The organism is Pseudoalteromonas rubra, from assembly GCF_000238295.3.
In the GTDB taxonomy this organism is placed as follows: Bacteria; Pseudomonadota; Gammaproteobacteria; order Enterobacterales; family Alteromonadaceae; genus Pseudoalteromonas; species Pseudoalteromonas rubra.
Map to the genome: position 1 here is coordinate 54,539 of NZ_AHCD03000034.1, position 18,869 is coordinate 73,407.

18 protein-coding genes, 2 tRNA genes and 1 pseudogene are annotated in these 18,869 nt (G+C 47.2%); 7 read left to right on the forward strand and 14 right to left on the reverse strand.

All coding sequences use genetic code 11. The annotated features are described in order from the left end of the window. The first annotated feature begins 189 nt into the window (after window positions 1-189). The 5 genes from PRUB_RS09470 to PRUB_RS09490 all read left to right on the forward strand — a co-directional run bounded on the left by PRUB_RS09470 (window position 190) and on the right by PRUB_RS09490 (window position 7,216). Window positions 190-2,499: a carbohydrate binding family 9 domain-containing protein gene (locus tag PRUB_RS09470; protein WP_010385929.1), complete on the forward strand. Its 2,310-nt coding sequence runs from the start codon at window positions 190-192 to the stop codon at window positions 2,497-2,499. 202 nt (window positions 2,500-2,701) lie between these two features. After that, the gene (gene cysK, locus PRUB_RS09475) at window positions 2,702-3,670 is read left to right on the forward strand and encodes a cysteine synthase A (RefSeq protein WP_010385928.1); all 969 of its coding nucleotides are present in this window, start codon (window positions 2,702-2,704) and stop codon (window positions 3,668-3,670) included. Window positions 3,671-3,862: 192 nt separating this feature from the next. Continuing rightward, window positions 3,863-4,765, forward strand: coding sequence for a substrate-binding periplasmic protein (locus tag PRUB_RS09480; protein ID WP_010385927.1), 903 nt, complete (start codon window positions 3,863-3,865; stop codon window positions 4,763-4,765). Window positions 4,766-4,869: 104 nt separating this feature from the next. Next, the gene (locus PRUB_RS09485) at window positions 4,870-6,249 is read left to right on the forward strand and encodes an MATE family efflux transporter (RefSeq protein WP_010385926.1); all 1,380 of its coding nucleotides are present in this window, start codon (window positions 4,870-4,872) and stop codon (window positions 6,247-6,249) included. After that, window positions 6,236-7,216 (forward strand): AraC family transcriptional regulator, encoded by a 981-nt coding sequence (locus tag PRUB_RS09490; RefSeq protein ID WP_010385925.1) that lies wholly within the window; start codon window positions 6,236-6,238, stop codon window positions 7,214-7,216. The genes PRUB_RS09485 and PRUB_RS09490 overlap by 14 nt, the downstream gene beginning before the upstream one ends. On the opposite strand, the gene queE is transcribed toward PRUB_RS09490, so the two are convergent. Next, window positions 7,213-7,878 (reverse strand): 7-carboxy-7-deazaguanine synthase QueE, encoded by a 666-nt coding sequence (queE, locus tag PRUB_RS09495; protein WP_040645553.1) that lies wholly within the window; start codon window positions 7,876-7,878, stop codon window positions 7,213-7,215. The genes PRUB_RS09490 and queE overlap by 4 nt on opposite strands. Before the next feature lie 230 nt (window positions 7,879-8,108). Between queE and queC the strand changes: the two genes are divergently transcribed. Further along, window positions 8,109-8,765, forward strand: a complete 657-nt coding sequence (gene queC, locus PRUB_RS09500; protein WP_010385922.1) for a 7-cyano-7-deazaguanine synthase QueC — start codon at window positions 8,109-8,111, stop codon at window positions 8,763-8,765. A 132-nt stretch (window positions 8,766-8,897) separates the two neighbouring features. Beyond that, a complete protein-coding gene (locus PRUB_RS09505; RefSeq protein WP_010385920.1) occupies window positions 8,898-9,128 on the forward strand; it encodes a hypothetical protein in 231 nt (76 codons plus the stop codon). 54 nt (window positions 9,129-9,182) lie between these two features. On the opposite strand, the gene PRUB_RS09510 is transcribed toward PRUB_RS09505, so the two are convergent. The 13 genes and pseudogenes from PRUB_RS09510 to folP all read right to left on the reverse strand — a co-directional run bounded on the left by PRUB_RS09510 (window position 9,183) and on the right by folP (window position 18,573). After that, window positions 9,183-10,160, reverse strand: coding sequence for an ATP-grasp domain-containing protein (locus tag PRUB_RS09510; RefSeq protein WP_010385918.1), 978 nt, complete (start codon window positions 10,158-10,160; stop codon window positions 9,183-9,185). Window positions 10,161-10,272: 112 nt separating this feature from the next. Then, window positions 10,273-12,264, reverse strand: coding sequence for a UvrD-helicase domain-containing protein (locus PRUB_RS09515; RefSeq protein ID WP_155946400.1), 1,992 nt, complete (start codon window positions 12,262-12,264; stop codon window positions 10,273-10,275). Between the two features lie 102 nt (window positions 12,265-12,366). After that, a tRNA-Leu gene (locus PRUB_RS09520) sits at window positions 12,367-12,452 on the reverse strand. Window positions 12,453-12,462: 10 nt separating this feature from the next. Continuing rightward, complete coding sequence (gene secG, locus PRUB_RS09525; RefSeq protein WP_010385914.1) at window positions 12,463-12,810, reverse strand: preprotein translocase subunit SecG; 348 nt, start codon at window positions 12,808-12,810, stop codon at window positions 12,463-12,465. Window positions 12,811-12,814: 4 nt separating this feature from the next. Then, window positions 12,815-13,558 carry a triose-phosphate isomerase gene (gene tpiA, locus PRUB_RS09530; protein WP_010385913.1) on the reverse strand — a complete coding sequence of 248 codons (744 nt, stop codon included), beginning with the start codon at window positions 13,556-13,558 and terminating at the stop codon, window positions 12,815-12,817. A gap of 105 nt (window positions 13,559-13,663) precedes the next feature. Further along, window positions 13,664-13,749 (reverse strand) — tRNA-Leu (locus PRUB_RS09535). Between the two features lie 10 nt (window positions 13,750-13,759). Beyond that, window positions 13,760-14,107 (reverse strand): preprotein translocase subunit SecG, encoded by a 348-nt coding sequence (gene secG, locus PRUB_RS09540; protein ID WP_010385914.1) that lies wholly within the window; start codon window positions 14,105-14,107, stop codon window positions 13,760-13,762. Between the two features lie 4 nt (window positions 14,108-14,111). Then, on the reverse strand, window positions 14,112-14,855 hold the full coding sequence (gene tpiA, locus PRUB_RS09545) for a triose-phosphate isomerase (RefSeq protein WP_010385913.1): 744 nt from the start codon (window positions 14,853-14,855) through the stop codon (window positions 14,112-14,114). A 79-nt stretch (window positions 14,856-14,934) separates the two neighbouring features. Beyond that, a pseudogene (glmM, locus tag PRUB_RS09550) lies at window positions 14,935-15,198 on the reverse strand (phosphoglucosamine mutase); the annotation flags it as partial. A gap of 17 nt (window positions 15,199-15,215) precedes the next feature. Continuing rightward, entirely contained in the window at window positions 15,216-15,563 is a 348-nt protein-coding gene (secG, locus tag PRUB_RS09555; RefSeq protein WP_010385914.1) for a preprotein translocase subunit SecG, read from the reverse strand. Window positions 15,564-15,567: 4 nt separating this feature from the next. Further along, window positions 15,568-16,311 carry a triose-phosphate isomerase gene (tpiA, locus tag PRUB_RS09560; protein WP_010385913.1) on the reverse strand — a complete coding sequence of 248 codons (744 nt, stop codon included), beginning with the start codon at window positions 16,309-16,311 and terminating at the stop codon, window positions 15,568-15,570. 79 nt (window positions 16,312-16,390) lie between these two features. After that, entirely contained in the window at window positions 16,391-17,731 is a 1,341-nt protein-coding gene (gene glmM / locus PRUB_RS09565) for a phosphoglucosamine mutase (RefSeq protein WP_010385912.1), read from the reverse strand. Beyond that, window positions 17,728-18,573, reverse strand: coding sequence for a dihydropteroate synthase (gene folP / locus PRUB_RS09570; protein ID WP_010385911.1), 846 nt, complete (start codon window positions 18,571-18,573; stop codon window positions 17,728-17,730). Before folP ends, glmM (PRUB_RS09565) begins: the two co-directional genes overlap by 4 nt. Window positions 18,574-18,869: the final 296 nt, after the last annotated feature.

The following is an 18,869-nucleotide window of genomic DNA, read 5'->3' on the forward strand; positions in this document are numbered from 1 at the left end:
TGCGCCTTTTTACCATGGAATGCCAATGCAGGTACATAGTTGTGCGATACGAGTTGACTAACTGTTCACAAAATAGAAATAAAACACCACTTAACCCCGCTAGTTCGCTATTAAACGATAAACAATTGTTCACACTGTATCTCTGTTATTTAATGCGCCATCAAAGTTGTGCTATCGAACCCTCTAATAATGTTAAATAAAATTTTTAGTTCACTGTGCTTCGCTGTTCCCTCTTTGTGGTTCAGTGCCACCGCCTTTGCAACAGAGCCTGCTATTCCTTATATCAATGCCAGCGTATCCATCGACGGGCAACTAGAGGAGGCTGTATGGCAACAAGCTAAAGTGATTACCATCGATAATGTCACCTGGCCTTATGAAAATACACCAAGCCCGGTACAAACCAGTGTACGGGTATTCGAAAATGGTCAGTCGTTATTTCTGGCCTTTGATGCCAAAGATCCAGACCCCAGCCAGATCCGGGCGTTTTTTCGCGACCGGGACCGTAACTGGAATGACGATCTGGTCGGCATAAAAATAGACTCCTTCAACACCGGCCGCAGTGCTTATCAATTCTTCATCAACCCGCTGGGTGTTCAGCAAGATTCGATAGAGAATGTACTCAGTGGCAGCGAGGACGATTCCTGGAATGGTATTTGGGATTCTGCCGGGCAAATCAATGAGTCTGGGTATGTGGTTGAAGTAGAGATCCCCTTACGTGTACTCAATTTTGATAACAGCCAGGACACCAAAACCATGGCCATGGAGTTCCTGCGCTTTTACCCACGTAGCGAAAGGCTGCGTATTTCCAGCATGCAAATCGCCCATGAAAATCAATGCTGGGTTTGCCAGATGCCAGCATACACCGGATTTTCTGGCGCGCAGCAAAGCAGCAACCTTGCCGTGATCCCCTCTATGGTTGTCAGTCGCCAGCAAACCAGAGACATAGATGGCAGCACGATCCCGGATTGGGAAAACGACACCGACTATGAACCCGGGCTGGATGTCAAATGGGCAATTACCCCAGACACAACACTGAATGCGACGCTCAACCCGGACTTTTCTCAGGTAGAAGCCGACAATGGCCAACTCAGTGTAAACAACAGCTTTAGCTTGTTCTTCCCGGAAAAGCGGGCCTTTTTCCTCGACAATGCAGACTACTTTTCCTCACACATTAATCTGTTGCACACCCGTAACATTGCTGCGCCGGATTACGGGGCCAAACTAACCGGTAGCAAGCAAGGCCACACCTATGCCGCTTTTGTCACTAACGATGAGTTTACCAATGTCATGGTGCCAGGAAACCTGGGATCCAGTGTCGTTTCCTTGGAACAAAAAAGTGAAAATGCCGCTCTGCGCTACCGCTATGATGCCGACGAGACACTCTCTGTGGGCGCACTAACCACAACCCGGCAAAGTAATGATTACAAGAATCAGTTGTTCAGCCTGGACGGTAAATACGAGCCCACTGCGAACGATACGTTCAAAGCACAGATCTTAACGTCAAAAACAGACTATGATCCGGCTATGGTCAAAGAGCTTTGTGATGATGAGACACTGGAAGACTGTGAAATAGACGAAAGCGTACTGCGCACTCAGCTTGAAGATGATAATCAAGGCCTGGGTTATATGCTGGACTATCGTCATAACCGCAAACACTGGAAAGCCTTTGCCAGCTATCGCAACTATGATGCCGCGCTGCGTGCCGACATGGGATTCTTGTCGCAAGTGGACTTCAATAAGTTTATTACCGGGTTTGAATACCGTTGGTACGGTGATGAAAACACCTGGTGGAACCGTACACGCTGGTATACTGACTGGGATATTAGCCACAATGAAAACGGTGAGTTACTGGAAAAAGAAGTCCAGAGTAATATTGCTATCAGTGGACCATTGCAAAGTATCATTGATTTTGGTTTCGATCATCGCAAGCGTACCGGATTACGCCATGACGAAACCAGCCTGGACATTGATGGCAACACAGACTTATTTACCGAAAACACGCAATGGATTTACCTGGAGAGTAAACCCGCACCAGGCGTCTTCAGTGGGCTCACCTTACGCAGAGGTAACCGCGTTGATTTAGCCAATAATCGCATGGCGGACGAGCGTTACATACGCCCTTTGCTGGACTTCTACCTTGGTCAGCACTTTGAGATCCGACTTCGTCATACGTATCAAAAGCTCACCGCTGAAGGTATGGAAGTGTTTACAGCGAACCTGAGCGATGTGCGTTTCACTTATCAGTTTAACATTAACAGTTATCTGAGGCTGGCATTCATTAAAACGGATATTCGCCGCAATCAGGCCAACTACATTGATGATGTAGACAGTCACTATAAACGCCTGAGTACCCAATTGCTTTACGCTTATAAGCTGAATCCACAGACCGTGTTTTTTGCCGGCTATTCAGACAATGGGTATCAGGATGATGATTTGAGTAAAATCAGCAAAGACAACAAGACGTTTTTTGCTAAGTTTAGCTACGCCTGGCTGCTGTGATCCAGACGCACTGAGGCCTGATCAGACACATCAAGTCTGGCCGGGCCTTTACTGCTCTTTTATTATACATATTTATTTTTTTATTCCATCAGGGCATAAGCCTTTTTAATATATCTTATAGCCATTCTTTCCTTTTGTTTTGCTCCAGCCCCAGTAAAGTGTGACTAGTATTAAATATCCTTAGCTCATTGAAGGGAAAATTATGTCGAACGTTTTTGCAGATAACAGCCTGGCAATTGGCAACACCCCGATTGTTAAACTTAACCGCGTAACTGGTGGCAATGTCTTTGCCAAAATTGAATCTCGTAACCCGAGCTTCAGCGTGAAGTGCCGCATCGGTGCCTCTATGATTTGGGAAGCCGAGAAAGCCGGTTTGCTAAGCGAAGGCAAAGAGCTGATCGAGCCAACTTCTGGTAACACAGGTATTGCACTGGCTTTCGTTGCAGCATCCCGTGGTTACAAGCTAACCCTGACCATGCCAAACACCATGAGTCTTGAGCGTCGTAAGCTACTAAAAGCACTGGGTGCAAACCTGGTGCTAACTGAAGGTGCCAAAGGTATGAAAGGCGCCATCGAGAAAGCCAACGAAATCCTGGCTGGCGACCCAGAAAAATACGTACTGCTACAACAATTCGAGAACCCAGCTAACCCGAAAATCCATGAAGAGACCACAGGTCCTGAAATTTTCGAAGCGATGGACGGTGCAATCGATTACTTCGTAGCCGGTGTTGGTACAGGCGGCACAATTTCTGGTGTAACCCGTTACCTGAAGAAAGAGAAAGGCCTGGATGTTAAATCAATTGCGGTAGAGCCGGTTGATTCAGCCGTTATTTCTCAAGCTCTGGCTGGTGAAGAGTTAAAGCCTGGCCCACACAAAATTCAGGGCATCGGCGCTGGTTTCATTCCTGGTAACCTGGATCTTGAGCTACTTGATGGTACAGAGCAAGTATCAAACGAAGATGCAATTGCAATGGCGCATCAGCTAATGAAAGACGAAGGTATCTTAGTCGGTATTTCTTCTGGTGCTGCAGTGGTTGCTGCTAAGCGCCTGGCAGAGAAGCCTGAAAATGCAGACAAGAACATCGTGGTTATTCTGCCAAGTGCAACAGAGCGTTACTTGTCGAGCCCATTATTTGCTGATGAGTTCACCGATCAGGAGATGGTTCAGTAATCTGAATCCCTCACGCTCGTTAGACTAATTGTCTATAATAAGGCCAGCTAAATGCTGGCCTTATTGTCTTCTACCCTTCCCTTTAGCGTGATAATGTCTAGACTTAATGGATAATCGATGTAGCCTAAAAGCAAACTCATCGTTTTATTTTTAAACGCTTTTATCTCAATTGTGCGCACCAGGAAACAGGTTATGAAAATACTCACCCGGCTATTGTTGCTGTTATTGTGCAGCGTATCTGTGACTGCCTTTGCGAGCCTGAATGTCGGCTACTTTAAACAAGGCAAGTACCTGATGGTTCAGGGGGAGCAATATAAAAATGGGTACCTGTACAACAAAAGCGGTGACAAGCCGTTATTGCATCTGGTAACACTGGACTGGCCGCCCTATATTGGTGACCAGTTGTGCAATAAAGGCTGGGTGTTTCAATTTACAATCTCCTTACTGGCGGATCAGGACTACCCTGTTTATGTCGAATTCCTGCCCTGGGCCCGCGCAGTCAAAGCCGTCGAGTCCGGCCGGGCAGACATTCTCTTTCCTGAGTACTTTATCGAAGATGCCTCCCCCTCAGATAACTACCCCGGCAAAACACGCCGTGAATTACTGGCACTGTCTAATGCATACCCGGGTGGTGAAATTAGCCTGCTGAAACGCCGCGGAGAGTCAGACAACTTCGAGGGCAACCTAAACGCACTCAAAGGCGCGACCATAGGGGTGGTGCGGGGCTACCAGAATACCCCCGAGTTTGACGCCATGATGGACAACAATGAATTCATCATTGTCGAAGCGGTCGATGATTTACAACTGGTTAAGCTGCTGATAGGCAAGCGCGTTGATCTGATTATTGGCGATCCCAAAGTGCTGCGTTTTACCGTAAGTTATTCAGATTTAGCTAAATCTGAAAAGGTCACCTTGTTGCGGGGGCTGGAAAATGTCGAGCCAGCTTTGAGATACAACAATCTGTATTTTGCACTCAGCAAAGCCAAACCGAACTGGCGCAGCGTCCTGAATGACCTCAATAAAGGCCTGTATCTGTTTAAAAACAGTGGTGAGACCGATCGCATCATCGAAATGGGCAGTTCAGAGTGTTATTAACTGATACTGCCATTGCTTAACTCAAGTGCGCAAGATTTGAATATTTTTCATCGAGTGAGCGCAATAGACTAGCCAGACGTTAAATCAATACTTGGTAATGATGGATGTCTGTTGATCCAAATCGCTCGTCCAGTAGTTCAGAGCACCTCGCGACCGAGCCGGTCGCCACCCTTTTTTTGAAACATTTTTTTCCAATATGTATCGGTATGCTAGTCGTTGGCCTGTACAATCTGGTTGATGGTCTGTTTATCAGCCATTTTGTTGGCGAACAGGCACTGGGCGCAGTTGCCATGGTGTTCCCTGTGCAAATGGGGATCGCCGCCCTGGCCGCTATGCTCTCTGCCGGCATGGCAACCTTGGTTACCCGGCTGCTGGGCACCAAACAAAGAGCCAAAGCCGGGCTCATAATTGGTCACACCTTACAAATGGCCATGCTACTGAGCGTAATTCTCCTGGTACTAGGCTGGCTCTATCCTCTTGAAATCCTAAATTGGCTCAGCGTCGACCCGGTATTCAAAGCCGACGCTCACGCCTACCTTCACCCCATTATGCTGTGTAGTTTTGTTGCGATACTTTTGCCTGTACTGGGAGATATTTTTCGTGCCGAAGGCCAACCGCATAAACTCATGCTGATAATGTTAACGGCCTCCGGGCTCAATATTGTACTGGATTACGTGTTTATCGCCGTATTTAAGTGGGGTGTTACCGGCGCAGCTTTCGCCACAGTGATATCCCAGGCTATCGCCTTGTTATTGGCTTTATATCTGCTAACCAGACCAGGCAGATTTACCCCCATTGATTTTGCAGTTGATCATAAAGCCTGGTTCCCTATTGTGTCGACAGGGGCACCTGTACTGATCACACATCTCTGTCTGGGCTGGCAAACGGCCATCATGAATCTTCAGCTCATGCAAACCGCAGGAGAAACCTGGGTGATCACTTATGGTATGCTAAGCCGGGTGCTGACTTTTGCTACTCTGCCCATGGTTGCCATGCTGGTCACTTTTCAAACTTTATGTGCCTTTAACCTGGCAGCGCAAAAAACAGAGCGGGTACGTAAATCAATTGAAATCGCGCTCATCTCTATGATGCTGTATGCCACCCTCGTGACAATCCAGCTTATTTGGTTTGCGCCAAGTGTCATGGCCTGGTTTACCAACCAGTCACTACTGATATATCAGGGTCAGAAAATGATACACTCCGCATTGTGGGGGCTGCCACTCGTCGCCTTGATGCTGGTTGCCAGCGGCTTTTACCAGTCAATTGGCGACCCTCGCCGGGCTAGTTTTTATAGTGCATTCAGGATCATATTTGTGTTTACGCCGTTGCTTTTTGTGCTGCCACTGTGGTTTGATCTGAACGGGATCTTTATCGCGATAGTCAGCGCCGATGTCATCACCGCGCTGGCAACCTGTTGCCTGTGCTGGTTTCACTACCAAAAAACAGCCTCTAACAAACTGGAGATTATCAGTGCAAAAAACTGATCGGCAGGAAAAACATCGGGACCTATATTATCAGCGCCTGAAACCTGTGGTTGCTTATATACACAGTCACCCGGATCAGCCTGTTAATCTGGAAAAAGCCGCGTTACTCAGCCACTTTTCTAAGTGCCACTTACAACGCATTTTTTCAGCCCTGATGGGAGAATCGCTGACTCAATACAGTAATCGGGTCAGGCTGGAACGCGCCGCCTCTTTACTGTTCTTTCACCCAGAAAAAAGCGTAACAGACATTGCGCTGGACTGCGGCTATTCAAGTAGCGCTAACTTCACGCGCTCTTTTAAAGAGCACTATGGCATTACACCAATCAGCGTCAGAAAAACTGAGCGGCTGAAAAAGCAACTGGCAGAGCGCCTTGAAGTTCAGAAGATGAACATTGAATTACTGATGCGACTGCAAGCTGAAAAGATGGCCGCTAAGCAGCCTGACATATCACCCACGGCCAGCCGGATTATGAAGATTGATGCGATGGACTTGTGCACACTCAGAGCGCCGCAAGGCTACCACCTTGGTGGGATCTGGCAATGCTGGGAGCAACTAAATCAGTGGGCCCAGGTGCATGATCTGGACTCTCACAGCATCACTAAGCTCGGATTTGGTCATGACAACCCCCTCTTTACCCCGCTGGATAAAGCCAGATATGACGGTGCGCTGGTGATCCCCGCGGGATTAAAAGACAAAGTTAAAAGCCCTTTCAGACTAAGTACGTTAGCTGCGGGCCAGTATGCGGTTTTTCGCTACCATGACTTAGTGAGTAACCTGCTGCCTTTTCAGTTGGCCCTCTACGCAGCCTGGTTACCGAACAGCGGGTTTGAGCCGGACGACGCCCCGCTCATTGAGCATTACGACCGGCCGGTTGACAACAACCATGACAAAGACCCTTTAAAACGCATGATTGCGTTGGAGATCTGGTTAAAAGTCAAACCGCTGGCTAAGGACGTTCCCGATTAACTGATGCCAATATATTTATGGACCTGCACAGACAAGCGCCAGTTTTTCTGTTTGCAGGTATCAATGGCCAGCTTAGTCGCTTTCGCTTTTTGACTGATAGGTTGCAGATATACCAGCTTCGGCTGAACCCCCGTCTCTTCGAACAAGGCTTCCAACTCTTCAACGTGCTTCTCCATTGCGACCGGGTGTTTAATTTCATCCGCTCTTTGCATCGCACTTGCCAGGACTTTGTAACCGCCGCGCATATTGATTTTCGGAGATACCGTGACCCAGGTTTGCGCTGGCACCAGAATTTCAAAAGTACCGCTGGTTTCTACCTGAGTTTGATATCCCTCAGCATGAAGCTTGTCGCACAGCGGATTGAGATCATACATGCAAGGCTCGCCCCCGGTGATCACCACATGCTTTGCGGTATAGCCACGCGCTTCAAACAAGGCCAGTAGTTGCTCAGGTGTGGCATTGGCCCAAAAATCTGAATCCGCTTTCTTCTCTACCGTTTGATCTAAGCTTACAAGATAAACGGGGTCGACCTCCCAGGTCTGTTTGGTATCACACCAGGCGCAACCCACAGGGCATCCCTGTAAGCGCACAAAAATGGAAGGCACACCAGTGTGGCTGGCTTCACCCTGGATGGTTTCAAACACTTCATTTATCTTGTACAAAACAGCTCCGAACTCACTTTACATCCCGGATTCAAACCGGACACATGACGACTTAATAACGTTTACATTTTACCCTGGCAAAAGCCATAACGCTGAAAAACAGGCATTATCTGACCCGTCGGATTGTCATTTTTTCAGCGGCCGTGTAGTATATCGCGCCCTGACATAAACCTCTATTAAAATCGCGAGCAATGTCAGTGAGTATTCGAGCACACAAACGAGGCAAACCTATGAGCGAAAAAGTCGTTGTTATTTATTCCGGTGGCATGGATTCATATACAGTCCTGAACAAGGCACTTAAATCAGGCTATGAGGTCTATGCGCTGTCTTTTAATTATGGCCAGCGCCATGTAAAAGAGCTCGAAGTTGCCCGTCAAGCCTGCGACGAACTCGGTGTGGCTCATAAAATCGTCGACATATCCGCTATCAACCAGCTGATCGGTGGTTCATCACTGACTGATGACATTGAAGTACCAGAAGGCCATTACGAAGAAGAAAGCATGAAAAGCACTGTGGTGCCAAACCGCAACATGATCTTGCTGTCTTTGGCGGTTGGCTATGCAGTTTCGCTCAAGGCCAGTAAAGTCTTTTACGGTGCTCATTCAGGCGACCACGCAATATATCCTGACTGTCGCCCTGAGTTCGTAAAGAAAATGGACGACGTCTGCCGCATCGCAAACTATGAAGAAATTGAAATTGTTTGCCCATACCTGAACAACAGCAAGATTGAGATCCTCACAGACGGCCTGAAAATGGGGCTCGACTACAGTAAAACCTGGACCTGCTACAATGGTCGTGAGAAGGCCTGTGGCAAGTGTGGTGCCTGTCAGGAGCGCCTGGAAGCCTTTACATTAAATCAGGCCAGTGATCCCCTACCTTACGAATAACGCACCACATTTACTCAGTGGGCACACGCTACGCCCACTGACGAAATCATATCTTGAAACAGATCCGCTCAAGACCTCTGTTCGATAATTTGCTACGCTAGGACTATCAAGGTGAAAAAAGGAATCACAGATATGTCCGGTACAACCATGGTTTTTCTAATTGTCTTAGTGGCTGTCGGTTTCGGGGTTATCCGAGATATCTTTACTAAACGTCTGGAAATGAAAAAGCTCGACGGAATGAGCCAGGCAGAAAAACAGGCCATGCAAGATGAAATTCGGCAACTCAAAGACCGTGTAGCGACACTTGAGCAGATCGTCACCGATGATGGCTACCAGGTTGCTAAAGAAATCAATAAACTATGATACCAGCCAGCAATGGCAGCTGGTATCACTTGACGCTCTAAGCCCTGCTGAAAGCTAAGCGCTGGTTGGCGTAGGCTGTGGATTCGCAACCGGCTTTTTGGCTTCTGAGGCCTTTGGCTTTTTCTTATCGAAGATCCCTAAACGAATTCGGATAAAGTGCAGGATCTCCCGAGCCACATCAACATCAACCGCAGCTTCTAAGCCTTCAAAGCCCGGGCTCGAATTGGCTTCACAGATCTTAAAATGCTCTTCATCAAATAACAGGTCAATCCCGGCCATATCCAGATTAAGAATATTCGCCGTTTGCGTTGCCAACCATTCAATTTCGGGGATGATTGGGTGTGACAGGCCCTTTGCGCCCGCACTCACATTGGCTTTAAAATTCGCGCCGCCCGAGTTTCGCTCCATACAGGCAACCACACGTCCACCAATCGTCAATACGCGTAAATCTCTGCCATGGCTCGACTTAATAAATTTTTGCAAAATTATGTTTGTTTTCGGACTGGTCGCTTCAATCAATTGCATTAAGTCGTCAAACTCACTGCGTGTTTTTGACAAAAACACCCCAATGCCCTGAGAGCCGGACAGCGTTTTTACCACTACGGGGAATCCAATCTGCTTTTCAACCAGATCAATATTCACCGGAAACTTCACCAGCATGGTTTTTGGCGTAGGCAAATTTTGCTGTGCCAAGATCTGCTGTGCAAACAGCTTATCTTTCACCGTTTCAGTCGCTTCTGAGCTGTTAAAACAGTGTACGCCAAGCCGTTCGAGGTGACGAATAATCGCCAGCGCAAAATACGTTGTTCCGGCGCCCATACGTGGTAACACATAATCGGGCAGCGATACCGGTTCGCCATCAATCAAAACACTCTGGTCGTCTTCACGGGATACCAGCAAGTCAAACTGATCAGGAGAAAACACCTGCAGATCTATGTTCTCCTCCTGGGCAACTTCCAGTAGGCGTTTAATTTCGTAAGTTTCTGGCTTTAAAAGGTTTGCCGAGTCTTTGTATATAATCCATCCACGCATCGGGATGCTCTGTGTTCGCTTGAAATTCAAAGCGCGGATTATGAAAAGCAATGACCCTAAAGTACAACAAAATTTATTTGTCGTCAGGATAAGAGAATTCCCAGTTAAGGGGTCAGTTTACGAACGCCAGTGTCTCGTCAATAAACGGGCTGGGATCGTCAGGCACCAGCAAGCAGACTTGCCGGCGGGCACGGGTCAGTGCAACATAAAACAACCGACGCTCCTCCGCATCTGGATACGACTCCCGCGCTGGTAACAACGCCTCTATGATGGCTGCACTATGCTGCCTGGCGGGCACGCTGTTGCTATGTAAACCCAATAAAATGCTGAAATCAGCCTCTTTCCCCTTAGCGCCGTGAAACGTCAGCGCTGTAATATGCGCTCGAGGAAATCGCTGAGAAAGTTTGGTCAATACTTCTGCGGATGGTAAAAACTTGTGATTGCGAGCCAATAGTAAGACTGAACAAGGCTCTGCTGTTAGACTCATAAATCCATCGATCGCAGTGCTTAGCACATCCTCTTCCTCAGGGCGCGCAATCAACACAGGGCAACTGGCCATTTGGCTCGAGTTAACCCGTTTAATCAATTGAGCTGGGTTCTGACACACAAATTCGCTGGCAATATCCAGCAGCTGTTGCGGATAACGAAATGTCATATCAAGCTGTTGGATCGTGGCCTCACCAAAGTGCTCGGAAAAATGAGTCGTCATGGAAATATCCCCGCCACTAAAGCGATATATCGCCTGCCAGTCGTCTCCGACGGCAAACAAATCGCTCTTACTGTTGCGTGCCAACAGCGCTTTAAGCAGCTCAGCCCGAAGCGGAGAAATATCCTGAAATTCATCAACCAGAATGTAATGCCAGGGACTGTGAAACTTGCCACTACGCACATATTCGATGGCACGCGTGATCATGTCATCAAAGTCGATACATTGCTCTTTTTGCAAATAAAGCTGATAGTCGGTAAGCACAGCCCGGAAACAACTCGTCCAGAGCGCAAAATCATGACTCAGTGATTGTGCTTTACCCAAAAACAAGGCCTGTTTATAGAAGCTCAGCGCCTCTGAAAATTGGCGGATCAGTTTGGTCGCCGCTCGGGAAGTCAAATCGAGCGTTTGGCTGGAGTCAGTAGCTGAGAACTGGCTTTTCAACAACGCCAGCAAGTCACGCTGATACTGGGCCTCCTGACACAAAGATGCCAGCGTCTCGGCAATAAACTGCTCCCTGGCAGCATCGCTCTGACACAGGGCAGACAAGGTCGGTTTATTACCTTCGACCTGAGCGATGATCTCCAATCCAAGGCTATGAAATGTAGCGCACTCCACCGCCACTTTACTGTGAGCCAGCCGTTGCTGCATCTCAATAGCCGCTTCCTTTCCGTATGCGAGCATCAGTATTTGCTCAGTCTGAGCTTGTTGGGAATGAAGCAGATAGGCTGCTTTGGCCACCATGACACTGGTTTTTCCGGTTCCTGCCCCTGCAAGTAATAGCTGACGCTCATCCTGTACCACACACGCCCGACGTTGTGCCTGAGTCAAGGGGTGCTCACACACCGTATCGAAAAAGCCCTCATAACGACGTAACTGCGCCTGAATAAAGGCTTCTCTGAATTGAGCCAGGTCTTCGTCATGCCAGCAATGCAACTCAGCTACCGTGTATTGTGCCTGTCGCAGAACCGCATCCATGTCTAGCCGACTTTGCCAGCCACTCCAGTACTTTGCCAACTCAGTGATCACAGAACGAGTGGCAGACCAATAACGTACAGACAGATACCGGTGTTGCAACAACTGCTCTAAAGCCGTGACTGAAGAGATCAAGCGTGCTTTATGTGTATTTAACCAAAAAGTTTCAAGCTGAGATTGCAAATGGGAGTCGGGATGGTATTTAACCCAAATAGACAGCTCTCTGTCCTGCTCATGGCACACCAGGCGTGTCCCCAACCAATCCACCAAAACACGAGGAGGCTGAGATTGCTGTGCCCAGGCGATCAGCGTTTCACCGTCGGCCTTGAGTATTCTTATCCCTTGTTGGCATACGTCGATTGCTCTAACGCCATGGAATACTTTGGAAATAAAGTGAGCAGGAAAATGCATAAAAAGAAACACAAACTAATTTCTTTTATTGTAACGCATGTAAGCAGAATAACGCATCTAAGTAGTTTAAATTAGGGCGTTTTTAAAAGTAAGAAAGGAAATTAGATAACCGATTGGTGCGAATGGGGGGACTTGAACCCCCACGAGCTATGCTCACCACCCCCTCAAGATGGCGTGTCTACCAATTCCACCACGTTCGCTAAGAAGTTTTTAGTTTGGGACGTCTGAGTTGTTTTGAGACTCTTCTGACGCTGGTACATCTTGGCTAGCAGGTACTACTGTAGAAGCTGGCGCTTCCAGATTTTCCCACTCATCAGCCTGCTTAATTTGGCTGGCAGTCAAGCTACCCAATACAATACTCAGGACGAAAAATACCGTCGCAAGAATTGTTGTTGTTTTGGTCATAAAGTTACCGGCACCTGATGAACCAAACACGGTTGCAGAAGCACCAGCACCGAAGGATGACCCCATGTCGGCGCCTTTGCCTTGCTGAATTAAGATCATGCCGATCAAAGCCAGCGAGACGACCAAATATATAACCAAAAGAATCTCGTACATTTACTTATCCCTTTGCACTTTCACAGATAGCGCTAAAGCTTTCAGGTTTGAGACTTGCTCCGCCTATCAGGCCACCGTCAATATCTGCTTGTGCGAACAATAATTCACTATTACTTTCATTAACACTGCCGCCATATAAGATGCGTAGTGCGTCTGCAACCTGTTCATCATAACTTCGTAACAAGTCGCGAATATACTTATGCGTTGCCTGAGCTTGTTCTGGTGTGGCTGTTAAACCGGTACCTATGGCCCAAACAGGCTCGTATGCTATCACAGAATTTACCAGTGATGCTATGCCTAATTTTTCGATAACAGATTCAAGCTGTTGTTTAACAACTTCTTCTGTCTTGCCATCTGTTCTTTGTTCTTGGGTTTCACCAATACACAGAATAGGGGTCAATCCGCTTTGCTGCGCCTGAGCAAATTTGTTTGCGACATCCTCGTTGGACTCACCGTAAATACTACGTCTTTCAGAGTGTCCTACTAAGGTGTAATTTGCACCAAGGGATTTCACTAAAGAGGCTTGTATTTCACCTGTGTAAGCACCAGCGTCAAATTCTGACACAGTTTGTGTGCCACATTTTAAACCTGCTGATATAGCCTCAGACAGTAACACCGCAGGAGGAAAAACTAATACCTCACACTGTTGCTCTGCGACTTGCGCACTCACCGCTGCAATTTCTTTTATAAGCTCTAAAGAGCCGTTCATTTTCCAGTTGCCTGCGACGATTGGCTTTCTCTGTCCCATGTATTACTCCGCATCAGATTCGCAATTCGGTGCTATGCATTGTCGTTTAAGATACAACTTAACTCATGTTATATGAGAGAGCCAGTGCATCTCTGGCTCTGAGATTGGTGCGAACGGGGGGACTTGAACCCCCACGAGCTATGCTCACCACCCCCTCAAGATGGCGTGTCTACCAATTCCACCACGTTCGCTAAGAAGTTTTTAGTTTGGGACGTCTGAGTTGTTTTGAGACTCTTCTGACGCTGGTACATCTTGGCTAGCAGGTACTACTGTAGAAGCTGGCGCTTCCAGATTTTCCCACTCATCAGCCTGCTTAATTTGGCTGGCAGTCAAGCTACCCAATACAATACTCAGGACGAAAAATACCGTCGCAAGAATTGTTGTTGTTTTGGTCATAAAGTTACCGGCACCTGATGAACCAAACACGGTTGCAGAAGCACCAGCACCGAAGGATGACCCCATGTCGGCGCCTTTGCCTTGCTGAATTAAGATCATGCCGATCAAAGCCAGCGAGACGACCAAATATATAACCAAAAGAATCTCGTACATTTACTTATCCCTTTGCACTTTCACAGATAGCGCTAAAGCTTTCAGGTTTGAGACTTGCTCCGCCTATCAGGCCACCGTCAATATCTGCTTGTGCGAACAATAATTCACTATTACTTTCATTAACACTGCCGCCATATAAGATGCGTAGTGCGTCTGCAACCTGTTCATCATAACTTCGTAACAAGTCGCGAATATACTTATGCGTTGCCTGAGCTTGTTCTGGTGTGGCTGTTAAACCGGTACCTATGGCCCAAACAGGCTCGTATGCTATCACAGAATTTACCAGTGATGCTATGCCTAATTTTTCGATAACAGATTCAAGCTGTTGTTTAACAACTTCTTCTGTCTTGCCATCTGTTCTTTGTTCTTGGGTTTCACCAATACACAGAATAGGGGTCAATCCGCTTTGCTGCGCCTGAGCAAATTTGTTTGCGACATCCTCGTTGGACTCACCGTAAATACTACGTCTTTCAGAGTGTCCTACTAAGGTGTAATTTGCACCAAGGGATTTCACTAAAGAGGCTTGTATTTCACCTGTGTAAGCACCAGCGTCAAATTCTGACACAGTTTGTGTGCCACATTTTAAACCTGCTGATATAGCCTCAGACAGTAACACCGCAGGAGGAAAAACTAATACCTCACACTGTTGCTCTGCGACTTGCGCACTCACCGCTGCAATTTCTTTTATAAGCTCTAAAGAGCCGTTCATTTTCCAGTTGCCTGCGACGATTGGCTTTCTCTGTCCCATGTATTACTCCGCATCAGAAAGCGGGTGAGATACTAACGTCACTCACCCTAAGTTACAAGAAAAAATTGTGGATTTTGGTTTAGTTGCTCACAGATTCAACGACTTGAGCAATTTTGGTGGCAAAGTCAATAACTTGCTTTTCCTGTTCGGCTTCAACCATAACGCGAACAACAGGCTCAGTACCTGACTTTCTTAACAGGACCCGGCCTTTATCACCCAACTCGGCTTCAACGTCCCTCACCGCTTGTTGAACCTCATCCGCTGATACGGGATCTGTTCCTTTGGCATAACGCACATTGATCATTTTCATTGGATATTTAACAAATCCAGCGCCTAAATCTTTAGTTCGCTAAGAAGTTTTTAGTTTGGGACGTCTGAGTTGTTTTGAGACTCTTCTGACGCTGGTACATCTTGGCTAGCAGGTACTACTGTAGAAGCTGGCGCTTCCAGATTTTCCCACTCATCAGCCTGCTTAATTTGGCTGGCAGTCAAGCTACCCAATACAATACTCAGGACGAAAAATACCGTCGCAAGAATTGTTGTTGTTTTGGTCATAAAGTTACCGGCACCTGATGAACCAAACACGGTTGCAGAAGCACCAGCACCGAAGGATGACCCCATGTCGGCGCCTTTGCCTTGCTGAATTAAGATCATGCCGATCAAAGCCAGCGAGACGACCAAATATATAACCAAAAGAATCTCGTACATTTACTTATCCCTTTGCACTTTCACAGATAGCGCTAAAGCTTTCAGGTTTGAGACTTGCTCCGCCTATCAGGCCACCGTCAATATCTGCTTGTGCGAACAATAATTCACTATTACTTTCATTAACACTGCCGCCATATAAGATGCGTAGTGCGTCTGCAACCTGTTCATCATAACTTCGTAACAAGTCGCGAATATACTTATGCGTTGCCTGAGCTTGTTCTGGTGTGGCTGTTAAACCGGTACCTATGGCCCAAACAGGCTCGTATGCTATCACAGAATTTACCAGTGATGCTATGCCTAATTTTTCGATAACAGATTCAAGCTGTTGTTTAACAACTTCTTCTGTCTTGCCATCTGTTCTTTGTTCTTGGGTTTCACCAATACACAGAATAGGGGTCAATCCGCTTTGCTGCGCCTGAGCAAATTTGTTTGCGACATCCTCGTTGGACTCACCGTAAATACTACGTCTTTCAGAGTGTCCTACTAAGGTGTAATTTGCACCAAGGGATTTCACTAAAGAGGCTTGTATTTCACCTGTGTAAGCACCAGCGTCAAATTCTGACACAGTTTGTGTGCCACATTTTAAACCTGCTGATATAGCCTCAGACAGTAACACCGCAGGAGGAAAAACTAATACCTCACACTGTTGCTCTGCGACTTGCGCACTCACCGCTGCAATTTCTTTTATAAGCTCTAAAGAGCCGTTCATTTTCCAGTTGCCTGCGACGATTGGCTTTCTCTGTCCCATGTATTACTCCGCATCAGAAAGCGGGTGAGATACTAACGTCACTCACCCTAAGTTACAAGAAAAAATTGTGGATTTTGGTTTAGTTGCTCACAGATTCAACGACTTGAGCAATTTTGGTGGCAAAGTCAATAACTTGCTTTTCCTGTTCGGCTTCAACCATAACGCGAACAACAGGCTCAGTACCTGACTTTCTTAACAGGACCCGGCCTTTATCACCCAACTCGGCTTCAACGTCCCTCACCGCTTGTTGAACCTCATCCGCTGATACGGGATCTGTTCCTTTGGCATAACGCACATTGATCATTTTCATTGGATATTTAACAAATCCAGCGCCTAAATCTTTAAGCGTCTGGTTTTGAGCAACCATAGCAGCAAGTACCTGCAAGCTTGACACAATACCGTCGCCTGTCGGGATGAGTTCAAGGTTCAGGACGTGACCCGAGCTTTCTCCACCAATAGTCCAGCCATGCTCCTGAAGCTTACTCAATACATAACGGTCGCCCACTTTACTGCGTTCAAACGGAATGTCTTTCTCTTTCAGCGCATTTTCCAAACCCATATTAGACATCACAGTGCCAACGACACCGCCTTTTAACTGTCCACTTCGCTGAGCTTGTGCAGCGATGATATATACGATGTCATCCCCATCGAACACACGACCGTTATGATCCACCATCATGACGCGATCGCCATCACCATCGTAGGCGATCCCCACATCAGCCTGGTGCTCAAGTACATGACGTTTTAGCGCATCAACGTGCGTTGCACCGCACTTTTCATTGATATTAACCCCATTTGGCTCACACGCCGTGCAGATGACGTCTGCACCTAATTCACGCATGACGGCCGGCGCAATGTGGTAAGTTGCGCCATTAGCGCAATCCAGGACGATTTTGAGCCCCTCAAGAGACAGCTCATTGGGGAATTGTCCTTTACAGAACTCGATATAACGACCGTCTGCGTTTTCCAGACGTCGTGCCTTACCCAGCTTGTCTGAAGCAACACAAGTCATAGGTTCGTCCAGCATAGCTTCGATTTCCAGCTCAACCTGGTCTGGCAGCTTTTTACCATCACCACCAAAGAATTTAATCCCATTATCATGGTATGGGTTATGCGAGGCACTGATCACAATGCCCGCTTCAGCGCGGAATGTTTGCGTTAAGTAGGCAACGGCAGGTGTTGGCATAGGTCCAAGCAGTACCACATTAATGCCAGCAGCAATAAGACCTGCCTCCAACGACGTTTCCAGTAGATAACCAGAAATACGCGTGTCTTTGCCTATGATTACTTTTTTGGTGCCAGATTTAGACAGCACTTTACCGGCTGCCCAGCCTAATTTAAGTGCAAATTCAGGCGTGATTGGAAACTCTCCAACCATACCGCGCACACCGTCGGTACCAAAATATTTTCTTGTTGTCATTCATTTACTCCATGGGTTGCTGCGCGCCAAACCCGCAGCACATCATTGGTTTCTTTAACATCATGAACACGTATAATCTGCGCACCCTGTTGGGCACATAATAATGCCCCACTCAGGCTTGCAGCCAAGCGCTCATCTGTATCCCGATTAAGTAATTTGCCAAACATAGATTTGCGGGATAACCCGGCAAGAATAGGACGTTGCAGTTCGGCAAAGTAAGATAAGTGTCCTAACAGTGAAAAGTTATGTTCCAGCGTTTTTCCAAAACCAAAACCTGGATCAATAATGAGGCGCTCACGCGCTATACCAGCCTCAACACAGCAAGTCATACGTGACTCGAAAAACGCGCTAATATCCTTAAAAAGATCCTCATAGCTGGGGTTGAGCTGCATGGTTCTGGGCTGCCCCTGCATGTGCATTAGACACACCGCAACATCGTCGTAACGTGCAGCCACTTCAAGGGCACCAGGCTCCTGCAAAGCACGCACATCGTTGATCATATCCGCACCAGCTTCAATCGCAGCTGACATCACCTCAGCTTTACTGGTGTCGACTGAAATAATGCAGTCAGACTGAGCTCGAATGCCTTCAATTACAGGAATAACACGTTCAAGCTCTTGTTCTAATGCGACATCAGGCGCACCAGGACGTGTCGACTCCCCGCCAATATCGAGCACACTCGCCCCTTGTTCAAGCAGTGTCAAGCCGTGATTGACAGCGCTGTCAGCCTGACAATACTTGCCGCCGTCTGAGAAGGAATCAGGAGTTACATTAACAATTCCCATTATCTGGGGTGTAGAAAGGTCAAGTGTACGACCACGAGGAAGTTTAAGCTTAAGCATAATACGCCTGTTGAATTGCTTTTATATAAGCATATTTTATAAAAAACTGCCACATTAAGATAGTAAGTGCTCGCTGGGGAGAGCTTATCTGACACCTTATGAATGGCTGCTTACTTAATCCAATTCGTCGAGTTTCGGCTCTTTAGGAAGCCAGGAAGACACCAACTTTCAGCATCACCTGTATACATAAATACGGTGCGCTAGACACGGTAATTGTCTAGGCGGACTGTCATTTTCCCTATGCTTTATGTATTCGTCAGCTGAACGTGAGATAAACAGAACCTCAGCCAATACAA

Excerpts from the sequence above, each read along its gene's own strand:
- glmM (WP_010385912.1), bottom strand. The coding sequence starts at position 17,731 with ATGACAACAAGAAAATATTTTGGTACCGACGGTGTGCGCGGTATGGTT.
- secG (WP_010385914.1), bottom strand. The coding sequence starts at position 12,810 with ATGTACGAGATTCTTTTGGTTATATATTTGGTCGTCTCGCTGGCTTTG.
- tpiA (WP_010385913.1), bottom strand. The coding sequence starts at position 13,558 with ATGGGACAGAGAAAGCCAATCGTCGCAGGCAACTGGAAAATGAACGGC.
- queC (WP_010385922.1), top strand. The coding sequence starts at position 8,109 with ATGAGCGAAAAAGTCGTTGTTATTTATTCCGGTGGCATGGATTCATAT.
- folP (WP_010385911.1), bottom strand. The coding sequence starts at position 18,573 with ATGCTTAAGCTTAAACTTCCTCGTGGTCGTACACTTGACCTTTCTACA.
- PRUB_RS09510 (WP_010385918.1), bottom strand. The coding sequence starts at position 10,160 with ATGCGTGGATGGATTATATACAAAGACTCGGCAAACCTTTTAAAGCCA.
- tpiA (WP_010385913.1), bottom strand. The coding sequence starts at position 14,855 with ATGGGACAGAGAAAGCCAATCGTCGCAGGCAACTGGAAAATGAACGGC.
- secG (WP_010385914.1), bottom strand. The coding sequence starts at position 15,563 with ATGTACGAGATTCTTTTGGTTATATATTTGGTCGTCTCGCTGGCTTTG.
- secG (WP_010385914.1), bottom strand. The coding sequence starts at position 14,107 with ATGTACGAGATTCTTTTGGTTATATATTTGGTCGTCTCGCTGGCTTTG.
- tpiA (WP_010385913.1), bottom strand. The coding sequence starts at position 16,311 with ATGGGACAGAGAAAGCCAATCGTCGCAGGCAACTGGAAAATGAACGGC.
- PRUB_RS09470 (WP_010385929.1), top strand. The coding sequence starts at position 190 with ATGTTAAATAAAATTTTTAGTTCACTGTGCTTCGCTGTTCCCTCTTTG.
- PRUB_RS09480 (WP_010385927.1), top strand. The coding sequence starts at position 3,863 with ATGAAAATACTCACCCGGCTATTGTTGCTGTTATTGTGCAGCGTATCT.
- cysK (WP_010385928.1), top strand. The coding sequence starts at position 2,702 with ATGTCGAACGTTTTTGCAGATAACAGCCTGGCAATTGGCAACACCCCG.
- PRUB_RS09505 (WP_010385920.1), top strand. The coding sequence starts at position 8,898 with ATGTCCGGTACAACCATGGTTTTTCTAATTGTCTTAGTGGCTGTCGGT.
- PRUB_RS09485 (WP_010385926.1), top strand. The coding sequence starts at position 4,870 with ATGTCTGTTGATCCAAATCGCTCGTCCAGTAGTTCAGAGCACCTCGCG.